Source organism: Metabacillus flavus, assembly GCF_018283675.1.
Lineage (GTDB): Bacteria > Bacillota > Bacilli > Bacillales > Bacillaceae > Metabacillus_B > Metabacillus_B flavus.
Genome location: NZ_JAGVRK010000001.1, coordinates 3109688 through 3133442 on the forward strand (window position 1 = coordinate 3109688; position 23755 = coordinate 3133442).

General features: G+C 43.3%; 32 protein-coding genes. 6 read left to right on the forward strand and 26 right to left on the reverse strand.

Going from position 1 to position 23755, the window contains the following annotated elements; all coding sequences use genetic code 11:
- The first annotated feature begins 110 nt into the window (after window positions 1-110).
- From J9317_RS15925 to J9317_RS15935, 3 genes are all read left to right on the forward strand, one after another.
- Complete coding sequence (locus tag J9317_RS15925) at window positions 111-1604, forward strand: peptide MFS transporter (RefSeq protein ID WP_211560218.1); 1494 nt, start codon at window positions 111-113, stop codon at window positions 1602-1604.
- A 224-nt stretch (window positions 1605-1828) separates the two neighbouring features.
- Window positions 1829-3055, forward strand: coding sequence for an ammonium transporter (locus J9317_RS15930; RefSeq protein ID WP_211560220.1), 1227 nt, complete (start codon window positions 1829-1831; stop codon window positions 3053-3055).
- 17 nt (window positions 3056-3072) lie between these two features.
- Window positions 3073-3435: a P-II family nitrogen regulator gene (locus J9317_RS15935; protein WP_035412240.1), complete on the forward strand. Its 363-nt coding sequence runs from the start codon at window positions 3073-3075 to the stop codon at window positions 3433-3435.
- Between the two features lie 107 nt (window positions 3436-3542).
- Here J9317_RS15935 and gvpU read toward each other — a convergent pair whose 3' ends face one another.
- The 14 genes from gvpU to J9317_RS16005 all read right to left on the reverse strand — a co-directional run bounded on the left by gvpU (window position 3543) and on the right by J9317_RS16005 (window position 11350).
- Window positions 3543-3920, reverse strand: coding sequence for a gas vesicle accessory protein GvpU (gvpU, locus tag J9317_RS15940; protein ID WP_211560222.1), 378 nt, complete (start codon window positions 3918-3920; stop codon window positions 3543-3545).
- Window positions 3921-3945: 25 nt separating this feature from the next.
- On the reverse strand, window positions 3946-4794 hold the full coding sequence (locus J9317_RS15945; protein ID WP_211560224.1) for a YtxH domain-containing protein: 849 nt from the start codon (window positions 4792-4794) through the stop codon (window positions 3946-3948).
- 128 nt (window positions 4795-4922) lie between these two features.
- A complete protein-coding gene (locus tag J9317_RS15950) occupies window positions 4923-5231 on the reverse strand; it encodes a gas vesicle protein (protein ID WP_211562435.1) in 309 nt (102 codons plus the stop codon).
- 45 nt (window positions 5232-5276) lie between these two features.
- On the reverse strand, window positions 5277-5585 hold the full coding sequence (locus tag J9317_RS15955) for a gas vesicle protein K (RefSeq protein ID WP_051860830.1): 309 nt from the start codon (window positions 5583-5585) through the stop codon (window positions 5277-5279).
- The gene (locus tag J9317_RS15960) at window positions 5560-5820 is read right to left on the reverse strand and encodes a gas vesicle protein (RefSeq protein ID WP_211560226.1); all 261 of its coding nucleotides are present in this window, start codon (window positions 5818-5820) and stop codon (window positions 5560-5562) included. Before J9317_RS15960 ends, J9317_RS15955 begins: the two co-directional genes overlap by 26 nt.
- Window positions 5798-6640 carry a GvpL/GvpF family gas vesicle protein gene (locus J9317_RS15965; RefSeq protein WP_211560228.1) on the reverse strand — a complete coding sequence of 281 codons (843 nt, stop codon included), beginning with the start codon at window positions 6638-6640 and terminating at the stop codon, window positions 5798-5800. Before J9317_RS15965 ends, J9317_RS15960 begins: the two co-directional genes overlap by 23 nt.
- A 9-nt stretch (window positions 6641-6649) precedes the next feature.
- Window positions 6650-6907 (reverse strand): gas vesicle protein GvpG, encoded by a 258-nt coding sequence (locus J9317_RS15970; RefSeq protein ID WP_211560231.1) that lies wholly within the window; start codon window positions 6905-6907, stop codon window positions 6650-6652.
- Complete coding sequence (locus tag J9317_RS15975; protein WP_211560233.1) at window positions 6904-7668, reverse strand: GvpL/GvpF family gas vesicle protein; 765 nt, start codon at window positions 7666-7668, stop codon at window positions 6904-6906. Before J9317_RS15975 ends, J9317_RS15970 begins: the two co-directional genes overlap by 4 nt.
- A 12-nt stretch (window positions 7669-7680) precedes the next feature.
- Complete coding sequence (gene gvpN / locus J9317_RS15980; RefSeq protein WP_211560235.1) at window positions 7681-8595, reverse strand: gas vesicle protein GvpN; 915 nt, start codon at window positions 8593-8595, stop codon at window positions 7681-7683.
- 27 nt (window positions 8596-8622) lie between these two features.
- A complete protein-coding gene (gvpO, locus tag J9317_RS15985) occupies window positions 8623-8889 on the reverse strand; it encodes a gas vesicle protein GvpO (protein ID WP_035412425.1) in 267 nt (88 codons plus the stop codon).
- Window positions 8890-8965: 76 nt separating this feature from the next.
- Window positions 8966-9229, reverse strand: a complete 264-nt coding sequence (gvpA, locus tag J9317_RS15990; RefSeq protein WP_211560237.1) for a gas vesicle structural protein GvpA — start codon at window positions 9227-9229, stop codon at window positions 8966-8968.
- Window positions 9230-9251: 22 nt separating this feature from the next.
- Window positions 9252-9830, reverse strand: coding sequence for a gas vesicle protein GvpQ (gvpQ, locus tag J9317_RS15995; RefSeq protein ID WP_211560239.1), 579 nt, complete (start codon window positions 9828-9830; stop codon window positions 9252-9254).
- Window positions 9831-10121: 291 nt separating this feature from the next.
- Complete coding sequence (locus J9317_RS20655) at window positions 10122-10982, reverse strand: LysR family transcriptional regulator (protein ID WP_211560241.1); 861 nt, start codon at window positions 10980-10982, stop codon at window positions 10122-10124.
- Window positions 10979-11350 carry a winged helix-turn-helix transcriptional regulator gene (locus J9317_RS16005; RefSeq protein ID WP_211560243.1) on the reverse strand — a complete coding sequence of 124 codons (372 nt, stop codon included), beginning with the start codon at window positions 11348-11350 and terminating at the stop codon, window positions 10979-10981. Before J9317_RS16005 ends, J9317_RS20655 begins: the two co-directional genes overlap by 4 nt.
- A 130-nt stretch (window positions 11351-11480) precedes the next feature.
- Between J9317_RS16005 and J9317_RS16010 the strand changes: the two genes are divergently transcribed.
- Window positions 11481-12461: a zinc-binding dehydrogenase gene (locus J9317_RS16010; RefSeq protein WP_211560245.1), complete on the forward strand. Its 981-nt coding sequence runs from the start codon at window positions 11481-11483 to the stop codon at window positions 12459-12461.
- A 191-nt stretch (window positions 12462-12652) separates the two neighbouring features.
- Here the strand turns inward: J9317_RS16010 and J9317_RS16015 are convergent, their stop codons facing one another.
- The 3 genes from J9317_RS16015 to J9317_RS16025 are packed head-to-tail and all read right to left on the reverse strand — an operon-like array spanning window position 12653 to window position 13290.
- Window positions 12653-12847 carry a hypothetical protein gene (locus tag J9317_RS16015; protein WP_211560247.1) on the reverse strand — a complete coding sequence of 65 codons (195 nt, stop codon included), beginning with the start codon at window positions 12845-12847 and terminating at the stop codon, window positions 12653-12655.
- Window positions 12819-12986, reverse strand: a complete 168-nt coding sequence (locus J9317_RS16020) for a hypothetical protein (RefSeq protein WP_211560249.1) — start codon at window positions 12984-12986, stop codon at window positions 12819-12821. Before J9317_RS16020 ends, J9317_RS16015 begins: the two co-directional genes overlap by 29 nt.
- Before the next feature lie 40 nt (window positions 12987-13026).
- The gene (locus tag J9317_RS16025; protein WP_211560251.1) at window positions 13027-13290 is read right to left on the reverse strand and encodes a hypothetical protein; all 264 of its coding nucleotides are present in this window, start codon (window positions 13288-13290) and stop codon (window positions 13027-13029) included.
- A gap of 125 nt (window positions 13291-13415) precedes the next feature.
- Between J9317_RS16025 and J9317_RS16030 the strand changes: the two genes are divergently transcribed.
- Together J9317_RS16030 and J9317_RS16035 are read left to right on the forward strand one after the other, a co-directional pair.
- Window positions 13416-13946, forward strand: coding sequence for a DUF420 domain-containing protein (locus J9317_RS16030; RefSeq protein WP_211560253.1), 531 nt, complete (start codon window positions 13416-13418; stop codon window positions 13944-13946).
- 140 nt (window positions 13947-14086) lie between these two features.
- Window positions 14087-14917 carry an undecaprenyl-diphosphate phosphatase gene (locus J9317_RS16035; RefSeq protein WP_211560255.1) on the forward strand — a complete coding sequence of 277 codons (831 nt, stop codon included), beginning with the start codon at window positions 14087-14089 and terminating at the stop codon, window positions 14915-14917.
- 291 nt (window positions 14918-15208) lie between these two features.
- Here the strand turns inward: J9317_RS16035 and J9317_RS16040 are convergent, their stop codons facing one another.
- The 9 genes from J9317_RS16040 to J9317_RS16080 form a co-directional block, all read right to left on the reverse strand.
- Window positions 15209-16378 (reverse strand): AI-2E family transporter, encoded by a 1170-nt coding sequence (locus tag J9317_RS16040; RefSeq protein ID WP_211560257.1) that lies wholly within the window; start codon window positions 16376-16378, stop codon window positions 15209-15211.
- Between the two features lie 88 nt (window positions 16379-16466).
- A complete protein-coding gene (locus J9317_RS16045; protein ID WP_211560259.1) occupies window positions 16467-16946 on the reverse strand; it encodes a hypothetical protein in 480 nt (159 codons plus the stop codon).
- Between the two features lie 447 nt (window positions 16947-17393).
- Window positions 17394-18914 carry an ABC transporter permease/substrate-binding protein gene (locus J9317_RS16050; RefSeq protein WP_211560261.1) on the reverse strand — a complete coding sequence of 507 codons (1521 nt, stop codon included), beginning with the start codon at window positions 18912-18914 and terminating at the stop codon, window positions 17394-17396.
- On the reverse strand, window positions 18911-19876 hold the full coding sequence (locus J9317_RS16055; RefSeq protein ID WP_211560263.1) for an ABC transporter ATP-binding protein: 966 nt from the start codon (window positions 19874-19876) through the stop codon (window positions 18911-18913). Before J9317_RS16055 ends, J9317_RS16050 begins: the two co-directional genes overlap by 4 nt.
- A 141-nt stretch (window positions 19877-20017) precedes the next feature.
- Entirely contained in the window at window positions 20018-21037 is a 1020-nt protein-coding gene (locus J9317_RS16060; protein ID WP_211560265.1) for a ThiF family adenylyltransferase, read from the reverse strand.
- Window positions 21030-21800, reverse strand: a complete 771-nt coding sequence (locus J9317_RS16065; RefSeq protein ID WP_211560267.1) for a thiazole synthase — start codon at window positions 21798-21800, stop codon at window positions 21030-21032. The genes J9317_RS16060 and J9317_RS16065 overlap by 8 nt, the downstream gene beginning before the upstream one ends.
- A gap of 1 nt (window position 21801) precedes the next feature.
- Entirely contained in the window at window positions 21802-22005 is a 204-nt protein-coding gene (gene thiS, locus J9317_RS16070; RefSeq protein ID WP_211560269.1) for a sulfur carrier protein ThiS, read from the reverse strand.
- 4 nt (window positions 22006-22009) lie between these two features.
- Complete coding sequence (gene thiO / locus J9317_RS16075; protein WP_211562437.1) at window positions 22010-23095, reverse strand: glycine oxidase ThiO; 1086 nt, start codon at window positions 23093-23095, stop codon at window positions 22010-22012.
- The gene (locus tag J9317_RS16080; protein WP_211560271.1) at window positions 23089-23703 is read right to left on the reverse strand and encodes a thiamine phosphate synthase; all 615 of its coding nucleotides are present in this window, start codon (window positions 23701-23703) and stop codon (window positions 23089-23091) included. The genes thiO and J9317_RS16080 overlap by 7 nt, the downstream gene beginning before the upstream one ends.
- Between the last annotated feature and the right edge of the window lie 52 nt (window positions 23704-23755).

Below are 23755 nucleotides of genomic sequence, written 5' to 3' on the forward strand. Positions count from 1 at the left end.
GTAATCCTTTTCAAAATCATGCTTTTTACCTAATTTTTCAACTCGAAATATTTTGACAACGAAATAAAGATGATAGTAATATAGTATCTTATAAGAGGGAGGTAATTAATATGACACCTATGGACCATGATAAAATAGCAGCAAGTGTCCCTCAAAAGGGATTCTTCGGTCATCCAAGAGGTTTATTCACCCTATTCTTCACTGAATTTTGGGAGAGATTTTCCTATTACGGAATGAAAGCTATTCTTGTGTATTACATGTATTACAGTGTTTCTAAAGGCGGACTTGGCATTGACCAATCCACCGCACTCGCTATTACCTCCATATACGGATCCCTTGTATATATGTCCGGGATTATCGGTGGATGGGTAGCAGATAGAATATTAGGATCCACCAGAACCGTCTTTTACGGCGGAATATTAATTATGTTCGGTCATATCGTACTTGCTTTACCAGGAACGTTTACTGCATTCTTAGTTTCTATGGTATTGATTGTTCTTGGTACAGGTCTGTTAAAGCCAAATATTTCAAACATTGTTGGTGACCTTTATACTGAAAAAGATGAACGCCGCGACTCAGGCTTCAGCATTTTCTACATGGGAATCAACATGGGTGCTTTCCTTTCACCTTTAGTTGTCGGAACAGTTGGAGAAATGTACAGCTTCCATTTAGGATTTGGACTTGCTGCAATCGGAATGCTTCTGGGATTAATCGTATTTGCAGCTACCAAAAAGAAGAATCTTGGACAAGCAGGTTCTTTCGTTCCAAACCCGCTGACACCTTCTGAAAGAAAGAAAACTTTCACACAAATCGGGATAGGGACAGCGATCGTCCTTATCATTGGTTTTGTATTAGCTCAGCAAGGTATTTTAACCATCGATTTATTTATCTTAATAGTAAGTATCCTTGGTATTCTTATTCCTGCCACATACTTCATTGTGATGTATAACAGCAAAAAGACAACTGCTGTGGAAAAGTCGAGGCTGCTTGCCTACATCCCGCTGTTTATTGCCGCAATGGTATTCTGGGCAATTCAGGAGCAAGGCTCAACCATCCTGGCTGCCTACGCTGCGGAGCGCACAGCCCTGAACATCGGCGGTTTCGAATTGAAGGCTTCCTGGTTCCAATCACTGAATCCTTTATTCATCATCACATTGGCACCGTTATTTGCCTGGATGTGGATTAAGCTTGGTGACCGCCAGCCTTCAACTTCTAAAAAGTTTTCCTTCGGTTTAATTTTTGCAGGTCTTTCGTTCATTGTTATGATTTTCCCTGCTTCCATTAATGGCACAGAGTCACTTGTTAATCCATTATGGCTCGTACTGAGCTTTTTCCTAGTCGTAATTGGAGAGCTTTGCTTGTCGCCAGTCGGACTATCGGCTACAACGAAGCTTGCACCTTCTGCTTTCTCTTCACAAACCATGAGCTTATGGTTCTTAACAAGTGCCGCAGCTCAAGCAATGAATGCCCAAGTAGTTCGATTATACAAGCCTGAAACTGAGGTTGTATATTTTGGAATCATCGGCGGATTAGCTATTGTTCTTGGTTTGATCCTCTTCATGGTTTCGCCTGCAATTCAAAGGCTCATGAAGGGTGTAAGATAAAGGAAATCCATTCCAGATCCACCCTCTAAGGAGGGTGGATCTTTTTGCGTTATTAGATGTTAGATTTTCTAACAAACTGTATTCGCTTACATAAAAAACATTTAATTTATTCGAAAATTCTTATTGATATTCTGCTCCCTTTCACATATGATACTTTATATAACAACTGATGTCATATAAACTAACACGGAGTAATTCAATTGACTTATGGGGAGGAATCAGCAATGCAGATGGGCGATTCGATATTAATGTTTGTAGCAACTTTGCTAGTTTGGCTAATGACACCTGGTATTGCCTTATTTTACGGAGGCATGGTTCGAAGCAAAAATGTACTTAGCACAGCGATGTACAGCTTAAGCTCTATTGCTATTATTTCGGTCTTATGGATCATTGCAGGCTATTCACTTGCGTTTTCAACAGCAGGAAACCCTTTTATAGGCGGACTGGATTGGGTGGGACTTCAAGGTGTTTCTTTTGAGCCTAATCCTGATTACAGCGCCACAATCCCTCACAGCTTGTATATGATGTTCCAGCTTACTTTCGCTGTTCTCACTTGTGCAATCATCTCAGGCGCTTTCGCAGAACGTATGCGCTTCTCAGCCTTTGTACTCTTCAGTGTTTTGTGGACCTTCCTTGTATATGCTCCTGTTGCACACTGGGTTTGGGGCGTAGGAGGATGGCTCCGCGATTTAGGTGCATTGGATTTTGCAGGGGGTAATGTAGTTCATATTTCTTCCGGTGTAGCAGGTCTTGTTTTGGCCCTTGTTATTGGAACGAGAAAAAGCAAAAATTCCGTGTCTCCTCATAACCTTCCATTGACCTTGCTCGGCGGTGTACTCATCTGGTTCGGCTGGTTCGGCTTTAACGTCGGAAGTGCTCTTACACTTAATGATGTAGCGATGACGGCATTCATTAATACAAATACTGCCGCAGCTACCGGAATCATCGGCTGGATTGCCGTAGAATGGCTTATCAATAAAAAGCCTACTATGCTGGGGGCAATTTCCGGGGCAATAGCTGGTCTGGTCGCCATTACTCCAGCTTGCGGGTTTGTTACTCCAACCGCCTCTATTTTAATCGGACTTGTTGGCGGAGCCGTATGTTTCTGGGGAGTTTTCTTCTTAAAAGAAAAGCTGGGCTATGATGATGCTTTAGATGCTTTCGGCTTACATGGCATAGGAGGCACATGGGGCGGAATTGCAACCGGACTATTTGCTACCACTTCCGTGAATTCTGCGGGTGCTGACGGACTTTTTTACGGGAATGCAGGGCTATTGCTGAAGCAGCTGATTGCTATAGGCGCAACTTATGTATTTGTTGGAGTGGTCACTTTTATTCTTATTAAAGCTGTAAGCTTTGTGGTAAGCATCCGTGCAAGTGAAGAAGAGGAATCAATGGGTCTTGACCTTACTTTACACGGCGAAAAAGCTTATCAAGAGTCTAACCTTTAGGAAGCGGGGCGTAAATTATGAGTGATAAATTAACCAAAATAGAAATCATCTCCCGTCCGGACCGTTTTGAAGAGTTTAAAAGGGAGCTCGTTAAAATAGGGGTTAGCGGTATAACAGTGTCCAATGTTTTCGGTGCGGGTCTTCAAAAGGGATTCACAGAGCTTTACCGGGGAGTCAAAAAAGAAATCAATATGTACGAACGGCTCAAAATCGAAATTGTTGTTTGCAAAGTTCCGGTACAGGATGTTATCGATCTTGCATGTAAAATTCTTAAAACAGGCAAGCCGGGGGACGGAAAAATCTTCATCTATGAGTTATCAAATGCAATTAAAATTCGAAATGGTGATGAAGGCTGCGAGGCTTTGCAAAATAAAGATTAAGAAGTTTAAAAGCCAATCGGATGATCCGATCGGCTTTTTTTATAGGATTAAACATCATTACTGGTTTATTTCGTCCAGCCATTACTAACGTTTTTACAAAAGAGCTCTTAGTCTTCAGAGATTTTACCAATGAAGAAGCCATCTGTCTGATCCAGTCTACCTCTCCATAAAAACTCGCTTTTTGAAGGAGTCGGCTTGCTGTCTCCGCAATAGATCCTCGTATCCTTAAGATGGATAAACGTAACATCCTCTGCCTGTTCAACGTTTTGCTTGCTTGCATCCAGCAATTTTTCACTAATTGCTTTCGAGAGGTCATTTCCCCCCTCGAACTTCCCGCTCATTTCTTCAAAATATTCTCTCGCTGATACGAGCGTCCCGGTAATAAGAGAACCCTTCATGTTTAATGTAATATCAAGTGAGAAATCATGCTTATTTGCCGCATGCGTCAGCATTTCTAAAATGCTATCCTTTGAGTTTCCACTCATGGCAGGCCCTCCTCTGATTCAGTAATTAGTTTGATGTTTTAACTGTATCGTCTTCGCTTTTTACGACTGTTTCACTGCTGTTCTCCGATGCTTCCTTAGCTGCAGCTGGTGCTTTCTTTACTTTTGCTGTTCTTGACCGCGCAGCTGTTTTTGCAGGGGCAGGCTTAGGTTTTTCTGTTTCAACAGTTTCTTCTTCCGTCTTAGCCTGAGCCTCTGAACCAGTTTTGCTGTCATCTTGATCATCTGTTTCATCCTGATCGCCTGTATCTGTTTCTTCCGTAGCAGCTGTATTTTTCAGCTCATTTGTTTCTTGTTTGTCATTAGTATTGTCAGTTTCATCTGTAATTGATTCGTTTTCATCATCTACAGCATTTTGAATGGATTTTTCGTTTTCTTTTTCAGAAGACGGTTCCTCTTTTTCTTCAGTGGCTGTGCTTGCTGTTTGGGATTGAGCATCCTGCTGCTCATTCTCAGCTGTTTCCTGCTCTTCAGACTTTGATTTATCCTCTTTTTTCACAATATACAGCGCTGATTTCTTAATCTTTTCGGCTGCTTCCTGCGTTTTGGATGTGCTTTTGTCCTTCAGTGAGGAGAATTTTTCTTTCGTGCTTCCTCCGAATTGCTTGCAGCTGTCTAAAACTGAAGAAGATTGCTTTCCAATGGATGATCTCATATCTTTACCTGTTTTAGGAGCAAGAAGCAGCGTAGCACCGATTCCGGCAAGTGCTCCAACAAGTGAACCGGATACGAAATTTTTATCAACTGCCGGGCGTTTAGCTTTAGCTGTCTTATCTTGGGTTTGCTGTTTATCCTGCTTGCTATTCTCTGCTTTTACCGGTTTTACCTTGGACTGTTTTTGATTGTTTTTTTCCATTTCCTATTCCTCCTAGGGTTCAATTAAGTTAGCAAAATTTAAATCTATTTTTTTATTAAGCTCTGTTAAACTTCGCTCCAATCAACAGGTGTTAAAGAATCAACGTTATGGTTTAACAGAGCCTTTTATTAAACGAGTCTTTGAGAATCCATTTTTTCTTCCAAAGATTTAATTCTTTCATTCAGGCGTTTGTTTTCTTCTTCAAGTGCCTCATTGTTATTATTGGCTGCCTTTGAACTTAGGTAAGGATCATTCTCCCACCAGTCCATGCCTATTTCTTTTGCTTTATCTACAGAGGCAACAATCAGCCTGATCTTAATTGTAAGAAGTTCTACATCTGCCAGGCCGATTTTGATGTCACCTGCAATGACTACACCTTTATCCAAAACCTTCTCGAGAACATCTACAATCGAACTCGAGCCGCCGTTATGCTGAATTTCATTCACCTTAATTCCTCCTCGCTTTGTTGGCGATCCCTATTGTTAAATTAAATTGCCGAGAGGGCCAAGGTCTATATTTAGATCTTCATCTTTCAGGTCAAAAATGTCTTTCATTTCTTCCATTTTTATTTCAAGGTTTGCAAGAGCAACTCCTAGATCCTCAATTTGCTGATCGGTCAGTGTGCCTCCGTCAACACGGCGGATTGCATGGCGCTCCACCAGCTGTCTTAAAAGCTCGATAACAGTCAGCACCAATTGGGCAAGACCCTGCTCTGCAGAATCCGGATCCAGATTGATTTTTCCATTACTGCTCTGTAGTCCGGTTTTAGCGCCTGCGGGATTCTGTGACATAAACAAGCTCCTCTCTTTCCCGGTCCATCTCAGTTGATGAAAGCGTGTTATTTCCGCTAGCTTCCACAAGGGTTTCAACAGCGGAAATCAAAACTCGTAAATCAAGATAAATCAAATCTATTCCGGCGATGGAAATAATGAGATCTCCTCTCAGTACTACGCCTTTATCAAGAATAACATCAAGGATGTCGAGCAAGGATACGTCGCTGTTGTCAATTTGCTGAGGCTGATCCATGTTTTCTCTCCTCACCTGTCAGCAGACTTGCGAAATGATAAGGCGGCCAAGGCCCGGTTGGTTCAAACTTCCATCCAGATTCCTGATAAGCTTCCGCTGCATGCTGAATTTTTTCCTTAAATGCTGCTATCTGGTCTTTAGGCAGCAAGTAAACGCTGTTCCAGCACATTTGCTCATCCCTGCCCGTTACGTCCTGGCTCCATGTTTTCTTTACTGTATTGTCCTCGGAAAAAGGGACAAGGTCCTTATGAATTTGCTCGCAAATCCTGTTTTTCTCCAGTTCCATTTCCCGATCGACTAGCTGATCGAGCTTTCTTTTCTCGAAATATTGTCTTCCGGGCGGAAGCTGGGCTATTTCTTCTTTCTTGGCCATAACAGTCGGATTATTTTCTCCAAACGTCTCTCTCATTTGGCTGTCATCACTGAAAATTTTCACATTCCATTCTTCCTTGCCTTCAAGATACACGAATAGTTCGAGCATGCGCTCTTTGTACTGAGTTATCGTCTCAGTCAGGCTATCCAGTGAAGAATAGATGGTGCAGAATTTTGTCGGAATAAGTGTGTAGCCTTTTTCAAGCATCATAAGCATTTCATGATGATGGAATGCTTTTTCGTGAAGCCATTCCATCTCATTTACTTTTTCTTTAATTTGTTCTTCGGAATATTCAGCCGGGTCAAGCTCGCAGATAACAGCTGTTACACTTCCGAACTCTACGGAGTAGCCATCATGCTCCTGATCAAATCCCTTAAAGGATGGCAATGCTGCTGCCGTTGCTTCTTCAGTAGGGATCAACCCGTATAAATAAATTAAATTACTCATATAAATCCCTCACTTCTCCTGCTTCAGCATCTCTTCATATTCTTCCATTTCCAGTCTTTTGGCCGTTTCATATCTCATTAACAGCTGTTCTTCCTGCTCTTTATAAGCCTGCTCTTCTATTTCTTCCAGTTCATACATCATTTGAAGCTGGATAAGCTTTTGCTGAATCGTTGGAATATCATACAGCTCTTTATCCGCTTCTTCTTTAATCTTCTCTCCTACCTTAACCACAAGGTTCATTGGGGCGGTGAAGAGTTTATGAATCATGAGGTTTCTTCAACCTTTAGCTGGATGTTTATGAAGTTATAAGCAGGCCAAGGTCCAGAGTAATGGAAGTCTACTTTATTTTCCCACTTTTGGTGGATTTCATTTACTTTGCTGTCAAACAGTTCTTCATATTTACGATCAACAAGGAATGCGCCATTTAAAAGCATCTTTTCGCCGATAAGTTTATTGCTGTTTGCTGCTTCTGAAATTTGCTGCAAGGGCTCGAATACTTCTTTTTTAATTTGGCGCTGCAGTTTCTCAAAAAATTCCTGAGCCATTCCGCCAAGCTTGATTCGGTCATAATAGCTTGCCTCTTCAGACTTGCCTTTAACCGAATCCTTCATTTTTAAAATGTCGCTGCGCCCTGCTAGCTCTTCATTGATCCAGTCCTCTTTCGCTACAACTTTTAATCCCAGTTCCATCTTCCCTTTAATTTCAGGAAAAAGCTTGCTGAATTGCGGATAAAGATTTTTCAGCAGCATCTGAACATCTTCCTGTGTTTTAAAGATGTTTCCGAAGCTGATTGGAATTACCGTATCATTTTTCTTCATTACAGAAGAAACGACTTGCTGATGCGCCATTACATTTTCCTTGTTAGGATGGTAAATCTTCATCGGAACTTCTGCAGCAACGATCGCTGCATCCTCGTAATGGATGGTAAAAATAGAATAATCGTTTCCTTCAAGCGTCATTTCGCCGAAGTCTGCACCTGCTTCAGGCTGTTGTATACCGCAAAAAATATAAATTCCAGTTTCACTCATCAATGGTCACCCCTAAATTTTCTTGCATTCTGATAGGATTATTTGCTGAATCTTAGCGTCACTTTCATTTTCAAGCGATTTCCGCATTTGATACCATACAATGTCTTGGCATAGCTGCTGGAATGCCTCGTTTTTTCCATCTATCTCGATTTTCTGGTCATGCGACATCTGTGCAATCATAATGGAAGCCCTTAAGCTCGGACCTTCCTTGCCTTTTTTTCTGCACAGATCCCTCAGGCTTGCTGTATATTGAGAAATGCTTTTAGCCTCTTCTGCTGTGACACCTGTTTTCTTGGCTATAATACCTGCTTCCGTCTCTGGTTCAATAAAGTTGAGCGGTATGGTAATCAGCCGGTCCAGCAGAGCTTCCTGAGTCTGATAAACCCCAGCGTATTCATCAGGATTGCTCGTAAAGATGACCATAAATTCAGGATGCACCTTAATAAAAGGCTCTGTATGCTTAGTCCCGTATAAGGGAAGAACCTTCTCTTCCAGAATCGATAAAAACAGATTGTTAGTGGAAGGCTTGGATCTGGTAAATTCGTCATAAACGAGTGTGTACCCATTTTGTACAGCTTCCAGCAGCCTTCCGTTTTTCCAGGTCTCCGTTACATTTTCATCTCTTTTATAAACGGACCGGATATAGTTATCGACTGTTTTTGTACTTGTATATCCTGTGAAGGAACCAATTAGATCTGCATTGGAAAGTTCGTGATTTCCGTGCATGAGCATAACAGGCCTTTTTCTCTTTTTCGCAAGATTGAGGGCAAGGGTAGTTTTCCCTACTCCGGATGGGCCTGTAAAATGGACTGGATATCCGGCCTTAATATAGGAAGCGGATCTATCCATAATGTCCGCAAACGCCTCTTTATAAAAGGTATCCTGATTTTTAGCCCCAGCCTGTTTAGCTTCTTTCAGTACGGTCATCTCTTACACCTCCAATCCCGCTGTCTTCTATTCCTGTTCATCCATCATGGCGCTTCTCGGTCTTAGACTTTTACGAGTATATGAGGTCACATCATATTCCGCATCCAATGTCACATCATACACCCCGAGCATTTCATCTTTGGCATACTTTCTCATATATTCACGTTCTTCCACGACTTCCACAACAGCTTTGCATCCTTCTTCAGTAGGTTCGATGGAAGTTATTTTATGGGGGGGAGCTATATGCTCTGAGAAGAATTCATTTAGTGATTTCATTACTTCTTTAATCTTCATTGGATTCACCGCCGCTTTCACATTTAAAAGGAGCCGCCGGGTTTCTATTCCCCGGCAGGCTTCTCTTTAGTCCGTATTAAATGCTGAATTGTTTATCGCGTTCGTTCGTCTGCTGCGGCAGAGCGTCATCTTCTTCTACGTCATCTCTCAGCAGCCCTACAGCATTTGCATAGCGCAGCCATGTATCTACACTTGCAATAACAACTCTGGCTTCAATTGTAATAAGCTCAATACCTACTAGTGATACTCGGGCGAATACATCAATAACTACACCCTTATCAAGAATACGATCGACTACCTCTGCAAGACTTGAACTATCCGTACTTTTTTGAACAGCCATTTTATCTTTCTCCCTTCTTTAATTAAGAATTTGAAATTGAGCTGATTGTTTTAATATCAGTTGCTGATTTAATCTGACTCGGTTTCTTCATATTTGCCGCACTCTTAACCTGTGAGGCGCTTTTAAGCTGATTCACACCTTTTAAATCTCTGACACTTTTCAATCGGCCTTTATCATCAGGTCTGATTTTTTCCTGAAAACTTTCTCCGGCTTCTTTGAAATTTTTCAGCTTAGATCTTACATTTAATAGTGCTTCCTGAACTTTATCTCTCATTTCTTCTGCCTTCGAGTGAACATTCTCGGCATTTTCTTCTTTTGCTGCTTCCAATTTACCCGCAGCTTCTTTTACTTTGGACTGCATCTTATTCTGAACACGTTTTTTCACTTCATAGGCTATTCTGTCTTTAGCTGCATCCTTTAGTTCATCTTTTTCTTGTTCAATCTCTTCTTTTACTTCATGCTTTTTTTCTTCGGTCTTCCGTCTCACTGTCTTAGGAAGGACTTTTTCCCTTACACCCGGTATTAGCATGGCACTCATGCCGGCGGCTGCAAGACTTCCATAACCTATTATCTTATAACGGTCTTTACTGCTAGAGCTCATTGATTGCGTCCTCCTTTCTAAACTGAAAGGCGGGAATGCCGCTTTCAATTCCGTTCTATTGTTGGTGATACCCGTATCTCCCGGCCCATCAAACTGGGTATTTTTTCTGCCGTCATCATCCTCTACCAGAAAGATATATCTGTAATGAATGTTTACCGTCATAATCAGGTTTTAAAGCCTCTTATTAAAAATATTTCAGTTAGATTACAATTTGAATTTCAGTGATCTTTTCCCGCATTCTAACGTTTACGCACAAAAAAACCCGGCAGATACCATTACCTGCCGGATAAATTATCCTTTCAAAAGCTCATCAATGACCTCCTGAAAAAAAGGATCTGACTTATTTTTCGTTTTATAACCTATATAAATTTCATTTAAAACGGTATATTCCTGCAGTACCGTCTTTACTGTACCCCGTTTAACCGAATTATCAATCAGATAATGCGGCAAAAGGCTGATACCAATCCCTATCTCAACTGCTGTTAAAATACCTCTCAAATCTGGTATGACGTAATGCGGATCAAGCTCCGGCCTCTTTTTAAAATGCTCCCGCCACAGTCTTCGGATAATGGGCAGCTCCATCCCGTAGCTTATCCATTTTTGGCTTAGCAGCCATGCTTCAGCGTTATCCCCATCCGCTGGTCCGATCATACTGCTTGGAATAGTAACAAAAAATTCCTCTTTTTCAATCAGCTTATATTCTATTCCCGGCTTACTAAATCTCTGGGTCGTAATGATGACATCTGCCCGGTTTTGATCAAGCATGTCAAAGAGCTCCTCTGACTCTCCTTGATGATGGATCACTCTGAGGGAGGAATTCTTAAGTTTTTCTAAACCTCTAACAGAGAAATAATCGACTGGCGAGCCGATCATGATCGTAGGTGACGACTGGATCGAATGTCTTATCTCCAGTGTTGTTTTTTCCAATGTTTCAATCAAAGGGGCAAGCCTTGAGTACAGTTCCTTCCCCCGTTCTGTTGGGGTAATCTTTCTTGTAGTCCGGGTAAAAAGAGCTTCCCCTACTTCAGCTTCCAGAGCCGCTAAATGCTGACTCATCGCAGGCTGGGTCAGGATGCGGGATTTAGCCGCTTCCGATACGGATTGATGTTTATAAATACTGATAAAGCTCCGATACCATTCAAAATCAATCACTCTGAGGCAGCCTCATTTCCTGTCCAGCATTCTTTCATTTCAATTTGATGCTCTTCTGCATACTCATCCCCCCAAAGGCACATCTCGTTTAGGGTCCGCTGCAGCTTCTTCCCCATAGCAGTCGTAGAATATTCTACTTTTGGAGGGGCAGCTTCATAAATTTTCCGTGTGACAAGTCCATGCTCTTCCAGCTCTCTAAGCTGCTGAGCGAGCACTTTGCGAGTAACAGAAGGCATTGCTCTTAGAAGCTCAGAGAATCTTTTCGTTTCACCGTTAAGGTTCCACAGAATCAGCACCTTCCACTTTCCTCCGATCAAGTCAATAACCAGATTGATTGCACATTGATACTCATGATCTAATTTTTTCATTTCTCATCTTCCTCCCGCAGTTTCCGAACGGTAACTATCTTACAAAAAAGTGCCTTCTTGTACAAAACAGTCAATTATCTTTATTATATACATTGGAATAGACAATACTAATTTTAAGGAGTTGAGCCGAATGAAAGCAATGCTGCTAGAGGAAAAAGGCAAATGGGAACAAATGAAAACCGGCGAAATAAAAACACCCTCACCCCAAAAAGGAGAAATACTCGTAAAGGTGCATGCAGTCGGCCTGAATCCTGTTGACTATAAAACAGCTACCAACGGAAATCCAGGCTGGAACTACCCGCATGTATTGGGCTTAGATGTTGCCGGTACAATCGAAGAACTCGGAGAAGGCGTAACACAGTGGACGAAAGGAGACCGGGTTGTCTATCACGGCGATATGACTAAAGGCGGCGGATTCGCAGAGTTCGCTGTAACGACCGCTCATACTGTATCCCGCATACCTGATGAGATTTCATTTAAAGATGCTGCCGCTCTTCCTACTGCAGGATATACAGCATACGAAGCTCTTTTCAGAAAGCTTCCGCTTCATACATTTAAAACAATCCTCATTCAAGGAGGAGCCGGCGGAGTTGGAGGATTTGCGATCCAGCTTGCCAAAAACGCAGGACTTGAGGTTTTCACAACAGCTTCCTCATCCAACCATGACTACGTGAAATCTTTGGGAGCCGACCACGTGATTGATTATCGTTCAGAAGATGTAAAAGGAAAAGTACTGGAGCTTACAAACGGACGCGGGGTAGATGCCGTGCTTGATACGGTAAGCCGTGCAACCTCAACAGAAGCTCTGGATTATATCGCCTACCGCGGCCAGCTCGCACACATCGCAGGCGCTCCTGACACATCCAGTCTTAAGCCATTTACAAAGGTCATCTCCTTCCATGAAATCGCTCTAGGGGCTATTCATAAAGCAGATTTCGAATCCCAAAAAGACCTGGCTGCAATGGGAGATGAAATGCTGCAGCTGCTAAAAGAAGGAAAAATTGACTCCCTGCTTTCTGAAACCATTTCACTTGAAGAGATTCCTGATGCACTCGTACGTCTTTCTGAGCGTCATGTTAAAGGGAAGATTGTAGCTGTAATAGCTGATTGAATTGTTTGGAGCTGGCTTTGACGCCAGCTCTTTTTTTGGTAGGATACCTTGAGCTGTGGAGGACAACTCTGGATTTTCGGTTACCCGGTTTTCTTTGCCATGCCTGGCATTCTTGCCTGGCATCACACCATTTCCTTGCTTTGCCTGGCAACAGACCATTCCCTTGTCTTGCCTGGCATTCTTGCCTGGCATCACTCAATTCCCTTGCCTTGCCTGGCATTCTTGCCTGGCATCACACCAATTTCCTTGCCTTGCCTGGCATTCTTGCCTGGCATCACACCATTTCCTTGCTTTGCCTGGCATTCTTGCCTGGCATCACACCAATTTCCTTGCCTTGCCTGGCATTCTTGCCTGGCATCACACCATTTCCTTGCTTTGCCTGGCATTCTTGCCTGGCATCAGACCGATTTCCTTGACTTGCCTGGCATTCTTGCCTGGCATCACACCGATTTCCTTGCCTTGCCTGGCATTCTTGCCTGGCATCACACCGATTCCCTTGCCTTGCCTGGCATTCTTGCCTGGCATCACTCAATTCCCTTGCCTTGCCTGGCATTCTTGCCTGGCATCACTCAATTCCCTTGCTTTGCCTGGCATTCTTGCCTGGCATCACACCGATTTCCTTGCCTTGCCTGGCATTCTTGCCTGGCATCACACCGATTTCCTTGCCTTGCCTGGCATTCTTGCCTGGCATCACACCGATTTCCTTGCCTTGCCTGGCATTCTTGCCTGGCATCACACCGATTTCCTTGCCTTGCCTGGCATTCTTGCCTGGCATTCCCCTGTTTTCCCACAATGCCTGGCATTCCACCTGTTTCGTCTCTGCAGCCATCCAGTCCGTTCAACGTTCTGTAATATTTTTAAAGAAAAATCCCTCATATTGCCTCTCTGCATTTTACTCTGCCTTCAAAAAAAACTATAATAGCAAAGTGAAAGCAACTTTAAAGGAGCTACTATATGAATACTAAAGAGCGTAATTATACACCGATTATTGTTACATTGACCATTGCGATTAATGCGCTTGTGGCTGTCTTGTACTTTATGCCGAAGGGAAATGACCTTGGTCATATCGATTTAACCTTTATGCCGTTTTTCAATGCGGTAATGAATAGCTTTACGTTCATCTTCCTTCTGGCGGCCCTGTATTCCATCATTAAACAGAAGAATATTAAGCGCCATCGGAATTATATTTTCGGAGCGTTCACTACGACGGCACTTTTTCTGATTTCGTATGTAACGTATCATGCATTAGCGCCGAATACAGCATTTGGCGGCGAGGGGATAATCCGTCCGATCTACTACTTTATCCTGATCTCTCACATTCTGCTCTCAGTCGTTATTGTTCCGCTGGCGCTTGTAACACTTGCCCGGGGATTAAATATGAAGGTGGAAAAGCATCGGAAAATCGCGCGCTGGACGATGCCTCTCTGGCTGTATGTAAGTTTGACAGGTGTTATTGTCTATTTAATGATTTCTCCATACTATTGAAAAATAGCCCTGATCCTTGGCGGATTGGGGCGTTGTATTTTTTGTTTCCTCATAATTGGTCTACCACAACCGTTAATAAATATGGTATTTTTGTAAGGACGCAAAATTGAAAAGTATGAAAAAAGTTGAGGTATAGAGAAATGGACATTTGGAATTTAATTGTTGCGATGATACTTGGAATTGTTGAAGGACTTACGGAATTTGCACCTGTTTCTTCAACAGGGCATATGATTGCGGTCGATGATTTGTGGCTAAAATCCAATAAGCTTTTTGGGAGCGAAGTAGCCAACACGTTTAAAGTCGTTATACAGCTGGGTTCGATCTTGGCTGTGGTTGTCGTTTTCAGACAAAGATTTTTCGATATGCTTGGAATTAAAACAAAAAAATCAGTCAGCGAAAATCCACGCGGATCAAAGCTTTCACTGGTAACGGTTATAATCGGGATTCTGCCTGCGGGAATTTTAGGTTTTGCATTTGCCGATTATATCGATGAAAAGCTATTCTCTGTTCAGACGGTTGTGATTGGTCTGATCGGAGGCGCTCTCCTGATGATTGCAGCAGATTTGCTTCAGCCTAAGGTAAAAACAGAGACTGTTGATAAAATGTCTTACAGACAAGCCTTCATGATGGGACTGTTCCAATGTATTGGTCTATGGCCGGGATTTTCACGTTCAGGTTCTACGATTTCCGGAGGAGTTTTACTTGGAATTAGTCATAGAGCTGCATCTGATTTCACGTTCATAATGGCTGTACCGGTTATGGCTGGCGCAAGCGGAATTTCACTGCTTAAGCACTGGGAATTCATCACGAGCAATTCACTTCCCTTCTTTATCGTGGGATTCATCACAGCTTTTATTTTCGCACTGATTTCAATCCGTTTCTTCTTGAAAATGATCAATCGTGTGAAGCTGATTCCATTTGCAATCTACCGTATTGTCATCGCAATTATCATTCTTTTGATGATTATGTAAAAACGGCTATATCATATTTTATAACTAGGCTCTGTTAAACTTGGTTGTTGATTTCCGTTGCAGGCGATCGCTTTCCGCGGGGCGGGCTGCTTGAGCCTCCTCGCCGCTTTGCGCCTGCGGGGTCTCACCTGTCCCGCTGCTCTCAGCTCGGGGTCTCGCGCCTTCCACTCCAATCAACAGGTGTTAAAAATCAACATTAGACTTTAACAGAGCCTATAACTAAAAAACCTGCCGCGGGACAAGCTGTCCTTCAGCAGGTTTTTTCTTTTTCCTGATACTGTCTCTTCTGCTTTACTCAATCTTATCCTCTTCATACCGCTCTTCTGTTGGGGAGGTGGCATAATAACGGTTGTATCGGCGCTTGTAAAGCTTGAAAAATTGAAATACAAATGTTCTTAGAATTGCGTATGCTGGTATTCCAAGGATTACCCCTAGTACTCCGAATAGATGTCCAGCCGTTACCAGGACAAAAATAATGGTTATTGGATGCACCCGAAGGGATTTCCCCATAATCTGAGGAGATATGAGCTTTCCTTCCAGCAACTGAACAACCGTCCAGACAAACGCGAGTTTCAATAGCATAAATGGCGACGTGACAATTGCAATAATGATGGCTGGTGTTATGGCAATCACAGGACCCAGGTAGGGGACCACGCTTGTCACGCTGGCGATGGCTGCCAGAACGACTGCATAATCCATACCTATAATAAGGAAGCCTATGTACAGCATGACTCCGATGCAGAGACTTACTAACAGCTGGCCTTGAATGTAGGCTCTAACCTGCTCATCGATTTCGCGAAATACTTTTCTAGTACCGCCGCGCATTCTCGGAGGCAGGAGGCGAATAAATGCTTTAGGGAGTTTTTCGCCTTCCTTCAGCAAGTAAAAAAGGATAAATGGGGCGGTTACCAAGCCAATGGTTACGCTAGTCAATGCACTGAGTACTTTTGTAAACCCGCTGAGTGTTTCAGAGGCGACGTTAGATGCATTGCTTCCTACCGAACTGAAGATTCCCGAACTGCGGTCCTTCAGATCTTCATATATAGGGGCTAGATAAGATTGTCCTTCTACATATGATTCAAAGCCGGTTATAAATTTATCCCAATATCCCGGAAACGATGTAAACAGACTTTTCGTCTGGTCTACTAGAAACGGAACGACTGACATAATTAATAGCACAAGTAATCCTATGATCAGGACCAGCAATAAGAAAATGGAGGTCGTCCTGCCGATCCCTGCTCTCATTAATAATCTCATGATCGGCCTGAGCAGGTAGTATGCGACAACGGCCAAAATGACCGGGAGTGCGACAGTTCCTATAAAGGCTGTGAGGGGTTTGAAAATAAATGAAACTTTTGTGTACAAGAAAATGTTCAACCCGAGGAGCAATAAAACACCTAGCACATATGCGGTTTTTCTGCCCCCCAGAAAATGAATAATCGGATTCTTTCTCTTATCCAAGGTCCATAAGCTCCTTCACTGGTTAAAAATTCACATAACAAGAGTAATGATTGGTTTTTCCCTATCATTTTGGTTTTTAATCATCCAATCATTGATTGATTTGTTTATTGGCAACATACTTTAGAGCAAGTATTTCATCTTCAGACAGGTTGTCTTCCGCCATTCTTAGAACTTCCTGCTGCTCTCCAGCGTCCAAACCATCCTTTGCCATGGACTGGATTTTCTGCAGATTGCCGGGGCCGACCTTCGTCATAACCACCCTGGTCGCATCTTCTTTTGAAGTAAATGGCAGGGAATCAGGGTCAGCATTTGCCCCCTCCTCCAGGAATTTCTTTACTTCAGGATTTGCATTCGCCGCTTTCCTAATCCTTTCAAAGCCCCCATTTTTTTCGACTTCTGCATCTAAATAACCTGTAATCTGGTCTGAAGCCATTTTAGGAAGAAAATAATAGGCAGCCCCTGCAAGAAGAGCGATCACTGCAATCGCAGCTGACAGACGCTTTAACCACTTTGGCCTGCGTTTATTGTTTCTATTATTATAGGTTCTGGATTCATAGCGTGAGTTCATTCATATGTCCCTCCAATTCGAGTACATGTCATATTAAGGATAATCTAACAAAGCATTTGTGTAAATGGAAGGAATTTTCCGACAGGTTCGTACAAGCACAACTTGATGATCCAAGCAAAAAAGACTGCCATAGGGCAGCCTTTCCTCGCACTTTTATTCTACTGCTGAACACAAAACAGATACAGATCCGCTATTGGATCGCTGTGCCGGGATCAGCAGTGCAAACGTTAGCACAAAAAAGCAAAACAAAACCTGTTATTCTTCTCACTCTCTTCGCCATTAAACCGCTTCCTCTCCTTTAGTAAAATAAAGCGATTACAAATTTGAATATACAATGATTAACAGTCTCTGTTCATGAATACAATGATTTATTCTTCTTATTCTGAACATAAGTATTTACTCCTTAAAAAAGAAAAAAGCCGTGCGATTGTGCACGGCTTAGTACAGTTATTTTTTTAGAAGCTTAGTTTTAAGAAGATAATCCTTCGCTACTTTTTCAGCTGGTTCTCCTTTAACGTTTACGAGATAATTCATGTTTCTCATCTCATCATCCGTAATTTGACCAGCAAGCTTATTAAGCGGCTCCTCCAGCTCTGGATATTTTTCCAGTGTTTCCTGTTTCAAAAGAGGGGCTCCCTGATAAGGAGGGAACAAACCCTTATCATCTTCTAGCGTAACGAGTTTATATTGCGCCAGTTCGCTGTCGGTAGAGTACGCATCAATCAGATTGACTTCACCGGATTTAATCGCACTGTAGCGAAGCTTCGGCTCCATCGTCTTTAATGCCGGGAATTTAATTCCATAGAGTTCTTGAATTCCCTTGTATCCATCCTGCCGGTCTGAAAATTCAAGGGTGAATCCCACTTTCATGTTTTGCTGAACTTGCTTTAGATCAGAAATGGTTTTTAAATCATACTGCTCTGCTGTATCTTTTGGAACAGCAAGTGTATACGTGTTATTAAATTGCATCGGCTCTAAATAGGCCATACTGTATTGGTCCATCATGCCTTTTTTCGCTTGCTCATAGACGGCTTTTTCGTCCCCGCCCTTCGGTTCTTCTTTAAGGAAAGTGGAGAGCGCTGTGCCTGTAAACTCAGGATAGATATCCACTTCTCCGGACTCAAGAGCATTAAAAAGGAAGGAAGTTTTGCCAAGACTCGGCTGCAGCTCTACTTCTAAATCCGTGTCCTGCTCAATCAGCAATTTGTACATATTGATAAGGATTTCAGGCTCAGAGCCAAGCTTTCCTGCAATCACGATATCTTTTTTCCCTGATCCCCAGGCGAGCGGCACAGCAATAATGAGAGCGATGACCAGCGCTGCAATTCCTGCTTTCTTCGCTGAACCTCTTGTAGAAGCTTTTTCTGCAAGTCTGAGCAATACATCAAAAAAGATAGCAAGCAGGGCAGCGGGAATCGCTCCAAGAATAATCAGCATGTTATCATTCCGGTCTATCCCAAGAAGAATCAGCTTTCCGAGTCCTCCTGCACCAATCAATGCAGCAAGAGTGGTCGTTCCGACAATCAATACCATAGCTGTTCGGATTCCAGCCATAATAACGGGCAATGCCAGCGGAAGTTCTACTTTGAACAAGCGTTTTCGGTTGTTCATTCCCATTGCTCTTGCTGCTTCAACAAGAGAGGGATCGACTTCTTTTATCCCGGTATACGTATTCCGCAGAATCGGGAGGAGTGCATAAATAACGAGCGCAATAACAACCGGTACAACCCCTATCCCTACCAGCGGAATAAGGAGTCCCAGCAAAGCTAGAGAAGGAATGGTTTGCAAGACAGCCGTTACTCCGATTACTCCTTCAGCAAGCCTTGCTTTTCTCGTCAATAGAATGCCGAGCGGAATCGTAATAATCACAGCAATGATGAGTGCAATAAACGATATTTGAATGTGCTCGAGCAGGGCTGTCCACAGCTGGTCCTGCCGCTCCTGGAAGGTGGTAATGAATGCGTTCATTTTACTCCCTCCATTCCGAGCTGTTCAGCCAGGTATTCCATCATACCCTCTGAAGTGATAACGCCCATAATGGCCCCATCTTTTTCGACGGCGAGAGCAGGTTTGCCTCTTAACCGTTCAATTGCTTCTTGCACAGAAGCATCATGGTTAATCGGCGGGTCAGGAAACTCAGCAGGGACCGTTTTAAATGCATGTGAAAGCTCGCCGATTTTCGCCTGACGGACCCTGCGCTCAGGAACGGCTCTTGAACCGATAAATTCTTTTACAAAATCGTTTGCCGGATTTTGAATAAGGCCATTTGGTGTATCGACCTGAATCAGCTCACCATCTTTCATAATAGCGACGCGATCCCCAAGTGCCAAAGCCTCCTGGATATCATGGGTTACAAAAACGATTGTTTTTTTGATTCTTTTTTGAAGATCTGCTATATCGTTTTGAAGCTTTTCTCTGCTAATTGGATCCAAGGCGCTAAAAGGTTCGTCCATCAAAATAATATCAGGATCTGCCGCAAAGGCGCGGACGACTCCGATCCTTTGCTGCTGTCCTCCCGATAGCTCGCTTGGTTTCCGGCCTCTATATGTGTCAGGATCAAGCCCAACCATTTCAAGAAGTTCATCAACCCGCTTTCTGATTTGATTTGATTTCCACTTTTTCAGCTCAGGTACAACTGCTATATTCTCTTCAATTGTCATATGAGGAAACAAGGCAATCTGCTGCAATACATAGCCTATATTCCATCTCAGCTCATGAATTTCATAATCCTGAACGTTTTTCTCCTGAATGAAAACACTCCCGTCTGAAGGATCAATCAGCCGGTTAATCATTTTCATCGTGGTGGTCTTACCGCATCCGCTTGGACCGATAAAAACAAAGAATTCTCCCTTTTTTATTTCCAAATCCATCGTATGTACTGCCTTTGTGCCATCTGGATAAACCTTTGTCGCCCTTTCAAAACGAATCATTTTCTCACCTGTTTCTATGAATGATTTCATAAACATCTTATTTGTTACCCGTTTTCCTGAATCATTAAGCGTTTATTTAAGGTAATAAACACATTGAGGATAACAGAAAATAAGGAACCGGCAAAAGGCCGGCTCCTTATTTTAACCAAAGTAGCGGTTATATAATGATCTTGCTTCATCGGTCTTTTTTGTACCGTGAATCAGCACTCTGCCATCCTTAAAAGCGACCAGACGGAATGGCCCTTTTGTAAAGGAAAGCAGGAATGGATTGAAAGAGAGGTTTTCCACTTTTCCTGCAAGCCTCTCCGCGATATGATCAAAGCGGATTTCCACCTCTTCGGGAGGCCTGATTTGGACGGTATTTCTTCCGCAAAGAACGGCCGTCCTCGCGGTGTTTTCATCCTTCAAATATGGATAAACAGGATCAGAACCGCACGTTTTACAGTTCATTTTCTTCATGTTTTCCACTTTTAATGCTGAATAACTGTTATTCCATACGTCAAATGAATAAAGCTCTGTCCTGACTGCGTGGATGTTTCCTGACAGAATTTTTAATGCCTGAGCGGTTTGATGAGAAACGGTCATACTGACAGCAGGAGCTATAATCCCTGCCGTATCACACGTTTCGCCTCCCATTGGCATACTGCCCATCAGACACGCTAAGCAAGGTCCGGTTCCCGGAATAAAGGTGCAGGATAAACCGTAGCTTCCAACACACGCCCCGTATATCCACGGAATGCCGTAACGATGGGACAGATCATTGATCATCCATCGTGTTTCGAAATTATCTGTACCATCCATGATTAAATCCACACCGGTTATTATTCTAGCAACGGAAGCAGGACTTGCATGCATGACGCAGGCTTCTATTTCTGGCAGATGATTGATTTGCTGCAGTCTTCTTTTAGCAGCTTCCGCTTTCGGCAGCTGCTCTTCCACATCCTGCTCTGTAAAAAGCTGCTGCCGCTGCAGATTGCTCTCATCTACATAATCCCGGTCCACAAGAATCAGTTTGCCTGTTCCTGCCCGGACAAGAGTTTCAGCTATTCCGCTTCCCAGTGCACCGCATCCAATTAACAAAACGGTTTTTGAGGAGATTTCTGCCTGTCCATTTTCCCCATTCGGGAAGAAAAGTGTCTGCCTTGAATACCGGTCACTCAATGACACTCATTCCTTCACTTGGACTGCTTGCAGCTGCATACCGTTTCTTCGGAATTCTGCCCGCTTCCCGTCCAAGATGACCCGCCTGAATGGCAAGCTTCATGGCAGCGGCCATTCTAACAGGATCCTTCGCAGCCGACACGGCTGTATTAAGAAGAACTCCATCCGCCCCCATTTCCATGGCAAGGGCTGCATCTGCCGGACTCCCGATTCCTGCATCAACGATAACCGGAACAGAAGCCTGCTCGATAATAAGACTTAAATTGAGCGGATTGACAATTCCCATTCCTGATCCAATTGGTGACGCACCCGGCATAACAGCATGAACGCCCATTTCTTGAAGGCGTTTTGCCAATATGACATCATCCGATATGTAAGGGAGGACGATAAATCCTTCCTTCAAAAGGATTTCGCATGCTTTAAGCGTTTCAAAAGGATCCGGAAGAAGCGTCTGAAAGTCTCCGATGACTTCCACCTTAATCATCGTACAAAGGCCGGAAGCTTTAGCGAGCTTCGCAATCCTCACCGCTTCTCCCGCGGTTTTAGCGCCAGCAGTGTTGGGAAGCAGAGAATAACGGTTCAAATCCAGCTTCTCCAGCAGGTTAGGCTGGGAGCTTTCAAATATATCCATTCTTCTAACCGCAAATGTTAATATTTCTGTTTCTGATTCTTCAATCGCCTTTTTTTGAACATCAAAATTGGGATATTTTCCAGTTCCAAGCAGCAGTCTTGATTGAAATGAAAGGGGTCCTATTTTCAGCATGTTATCCGCCTCCTACAAATGTAACGATCTCAAAATGATCTTCGTGTGCAACAGCTTCATCCTGATGGGCTTCCTTTTCCAGGATTTGTGCATTTTTTTCGATTACGATTGGTTTTCCATCAATATTCAAATGCTTGGCCAGTTGGGCAACCGAACGGATCGAATCCGGAATTTCCGTCCAGCTCCCATTAATTTTCACCTTCATTGCATTACCTCCCGATGGGTGCTGATTCTTTTGCGACTAAGTCCGCCATGGCCTTTCCGGAAGCAGGGCTTAACAGGATCCCATTGCGGTAATGGCCGGTACAAGCATAAAGTCCTTTCAGTTCATCATGTTCTTCGATGTAAGGGGCCCCTTTGGCACTTTGAGGCCGAAGCCCGCTCCATGCTTTTTCAAAGCCGGCTTGCGCAATCGCCGGTAAAATCCGCTTTGCTGTATCCATCAAATGCATCATCCCTGAAAGCGAAACATCCTTAGTAAAATCCCGTTCCTTCACTGTAGCCCCGACCAAGTATCTGCCGCCTCTTTTAGGAACGATATAAAAACCATTTTTATATAAAGGCTTGCTGATCAGTTTTTCTTTACTCAGCACACTGATCATTTCTCCTTTTACCGGATACGTTTCACTTGAAGGACTAAAAGGCTTTAAAAATGGAGTGCTCCATGCCCCCGCTGCAATAATTACCTTGCCACACTGGAAGATCTGGCCGTTCGCTCTCACTCCTGATGCTTTTCCGCTATCCAGCAATACCTCATCAACAGCGGCATGTTCAAATATCTTTGCTCCATTAAGAAGAGCAGAGTGCTCATACGCCTTCGCTAATGCTGGTGCGATGACGTGCCCATCCTTAGGGTAATAGGCTCCTCCTAGAACAGAATTTGATAGCAGCGGCTCTTTTTCTTTCATCTCATCCTTTGTCATAAGCTGCACAGGCTCTCCTGTTCTTGTCTGCCATGCCGCTGTTTTTTCAAGCTGAGCAAGCTCTTCGTCTGTTTCGGCTATTTTATAAATTCCTTTCTCCTCATAGCCAATGTCAATTCCTGAGACATCTCTTAATTCTTCTGCAAGTTCGGGGAACATCTCTCTGCTTTCCCTCGCTAGGTCAAACAGCGGATCATATTCATCCCATTCTGCCTGTACACCTAGAAGACCCGCTGCAGCACTTGAGCTTTCCTGGCCGGCTTTTCCTTTTTCAAAAATAGCTGCCTTGTATCCTTTTTTGGAAAGCTCGTATGCTATAGAACAGCCAATTACGCCGCCTCCAATTATACAGATGTCATATTCCTTCATAATCGCGCCTCCTTGCATGCCGTAATTGCATTCCTATATTCTTCTACTGCACTGATCGGGCTGCTGCTCTCCCAAATTCCGGACATGACTGCGAATCCAGCAATCTTTCCTTCTGACAAAGTTTGAATATGCATAGGTTTGATCCCTCCAATTACGAGGACATCAATGGAAAGCCTGCATGCCAGTCTCTTTGCTGATTCAATTCCCTTCGGCAGCAGGCCTTTTTTGCTTCCGGTTTCAAAGAGGTGTCCGAAAAGGACTGAATCTGCTCCTGACTTTTCAGCAATCATAGCTTCTTCGAGCGAATGAATCGATTGACCGGCATGAATGTCCGGAACTGCCGATTTGACCGCGGAAGGCGAAAGACTTTTATATCCCAGCTGCACCCTTGTCAATCCGACTGCCCAAGCAATATCTGCCCGGTCATTCATAATCAATTTCTCCGCGGGAATGCCTGACGCTATGAGAGATCGGACACCTTCATAAATATCCATAGCTGTTTTTTCTTTCTCCCTTATGTGGAGATAATCAATCTTTGAACCTGCGATTTTCATAAATCGGATGATCTCATCGAATCCAAGCTTTCCATTTGTAACGACGTGAAATTCCATCTGCTGTTTCCCTCCAATTTGAGAGCAGCAAAAAACCGCCCTCTGTAAGAGA

Coding starts and splice junctions, on each gene's coding strand:
- J9317_RS15925 (WP_211560218.1), top strand. CDS start 111: ATGACACCTATGGACCATGATAAAATAGCAGCAAGTGTCCCTCAAAAG.
- J9317_RS15930 (WP_211560220.1), top strand. CDS start 1,829: ATGCAGATGGGCGATTCGATATTAATGTTTGTAGCAACTTTGCTAGTT.
- J9317_RS15935 (WP_035412240.1), top strand. CDS start 3,073: ATGAGTGATAAATTAACCAAAATAGAAATCATCTCCCGTCCGGACCGT.
- gvpU (WP_211560222.1), bottom strand. CDS start 3,920: ATGAGTGGAAACTCAAAGGATAGCATTTTAGAAATGCTGACGCATGCG.
- J9317_RS15945 (WP_211560224.1), bottom strand. CDS start 4,794: ATGGAAAAAAACAATCAAAAACAGTCCAAGGTAAAACCGGTAAAAGCA.
- J9317_RS15955 (WP_051860830.1), bottom strand. CDS start 5,585: ATGTCACAGAATCCCGCAGGCGCTAAAACCGGACTACAGAGCAGTAAT.
- J9317_RS15960 (WP_211560226.1), bottom strand. CDS start 5,820: ATGGATCAGCCTCAGCAAATTGACAACAGCGACGTATCCTTGCTCGAC.
- J9317_RS15965 (WP_211560228.1), bottom strand. CDS start 6,640: ATGAGTAATTTAATTTATTTATACGGGTTGATCCCTACTGAAGAAGCA.
- J9317_RS15970 (WP_211560231.1), bottom strand. CDS start 6,907: ATGATTCATAAACTCTTCACCGCCCCAATGAACCTTGTGGTTAAGGTA.
- J9317_RS15975 (WP_211560233.1), bottom strand. CDS start 7,668: ATGAGTGAAACTGGAATTTATATTTTTTGCGGTATACAACAGCCTGAA.
- gvpN (WP_211560235.1), bottom strand. CDS start 8,595: ATGACCGTACTGAAAGAAGCTAAACAGGCTGGGGCTAAAAATCAGGAT.
- gvpO (WP_035412425.1), bottom strand. CDS start 8,889: ATGAAGATTAAAGAAGTAATGAAATCACTAAATGAATTCTTCTCAGAG.
- gvpA (WP_211560237.1), bottom strand. CDS start 9,229: ATGGCTGTTCAAAAAAGTACGGATAGTTCAAGTCTTGCAGAGGTAGTC.
- gvpQ (WP_211560239.1), bottom strand. CDS start 9,830: ATGAGCTCTAGCAGTAAAGACCGTTATAAGATAATAGGTTATGGAAGT.
- J9317_RS16005 (WP_211560243.1), bottom strand. CDS start 11,350: ATGAAAAAATTAGATCATGAGTATCAATGTGCAATCAATCTGGTTATT.
- J9317_RS16010 (WP_211560245.1), top strand. CDS start 11,481: ATGAAAGCAATGCTGCTAGAGGAAAAAGGCAAATGGGAACAAATGAAA.
- J9317_RS16015 (WP_211560247.1), bottom strand. CDS start 12,847: ATGCCAGGCAAAGCAAGGAAATGGTGTGATGCCAGGCAAGAATGCCAG.
- J9317_RS16020 (WP_211560249.1), bottom strand. CDS start 12,986: ATGCCAGGCAAGAATGCCAGGCAAGGCAAGGGAATCGGTGTGATGCCA.
- J9317_RS16025 (WP_211560251.1), bottom strand. CDS start 13,290: ATGGCTGCAGAGACGAAACAGGTGGAATGCCAGGCATTGTGGGAAAAC.
- J9317_RS16030 (WP_211560253.1), top strand. CDS start 13,416: ATGAATACTAAAGAGCGTAATTATACACCGATTATTGTTACATTGACC.
- J9317_RS16035 (WP_211560255.1), top strand. CDS start 14,087: ATGGACATTTGGAATTTAATTGTTGCGATGATACTTGGAATTGTTGAA.
- J9317_RS16045 (WP_211560259.1), bottom strand. CDS start 16,946: ATGAACTCACGCTATGAATCCAGAACCTATAATAATAGAAACAATAAA.
- J9317_RS16050 (WP_211560261.1), bottom strand. CDS start 18,914: ATGAACGCATTCATTACCACCTTCCAGGAGCGGCAGGACCAGCTGTGG.
- J9317_RS16055 (WP_211560263.1), bottom strand. CDS start 19,876: ATGATTCGTTTTGAAAGGGCGACAAAGGTTTATCCAGATGGCACAAAG.
- J9317_RS16065 (WP_211560267.1), bottom strand. CDS start 21,800: ATGCTGAAAATAGGACCCCTTTCATTTCAATCAAGACTGCTGCTTGGA.
- thiS (WP_211560269.1), bottom strand. CDS start 22,005: ATGAAGGTGAAAATTAATGGGAGCTGGACGGAAATTCCGGATTCGATC.
- J9317_RS16080 (WP_211560271.1), bottom strand. CDS start 23,703: ATGGAATTTCACGTCGTTACAAATGGAAAGCTTGGATTCGATGAGATC.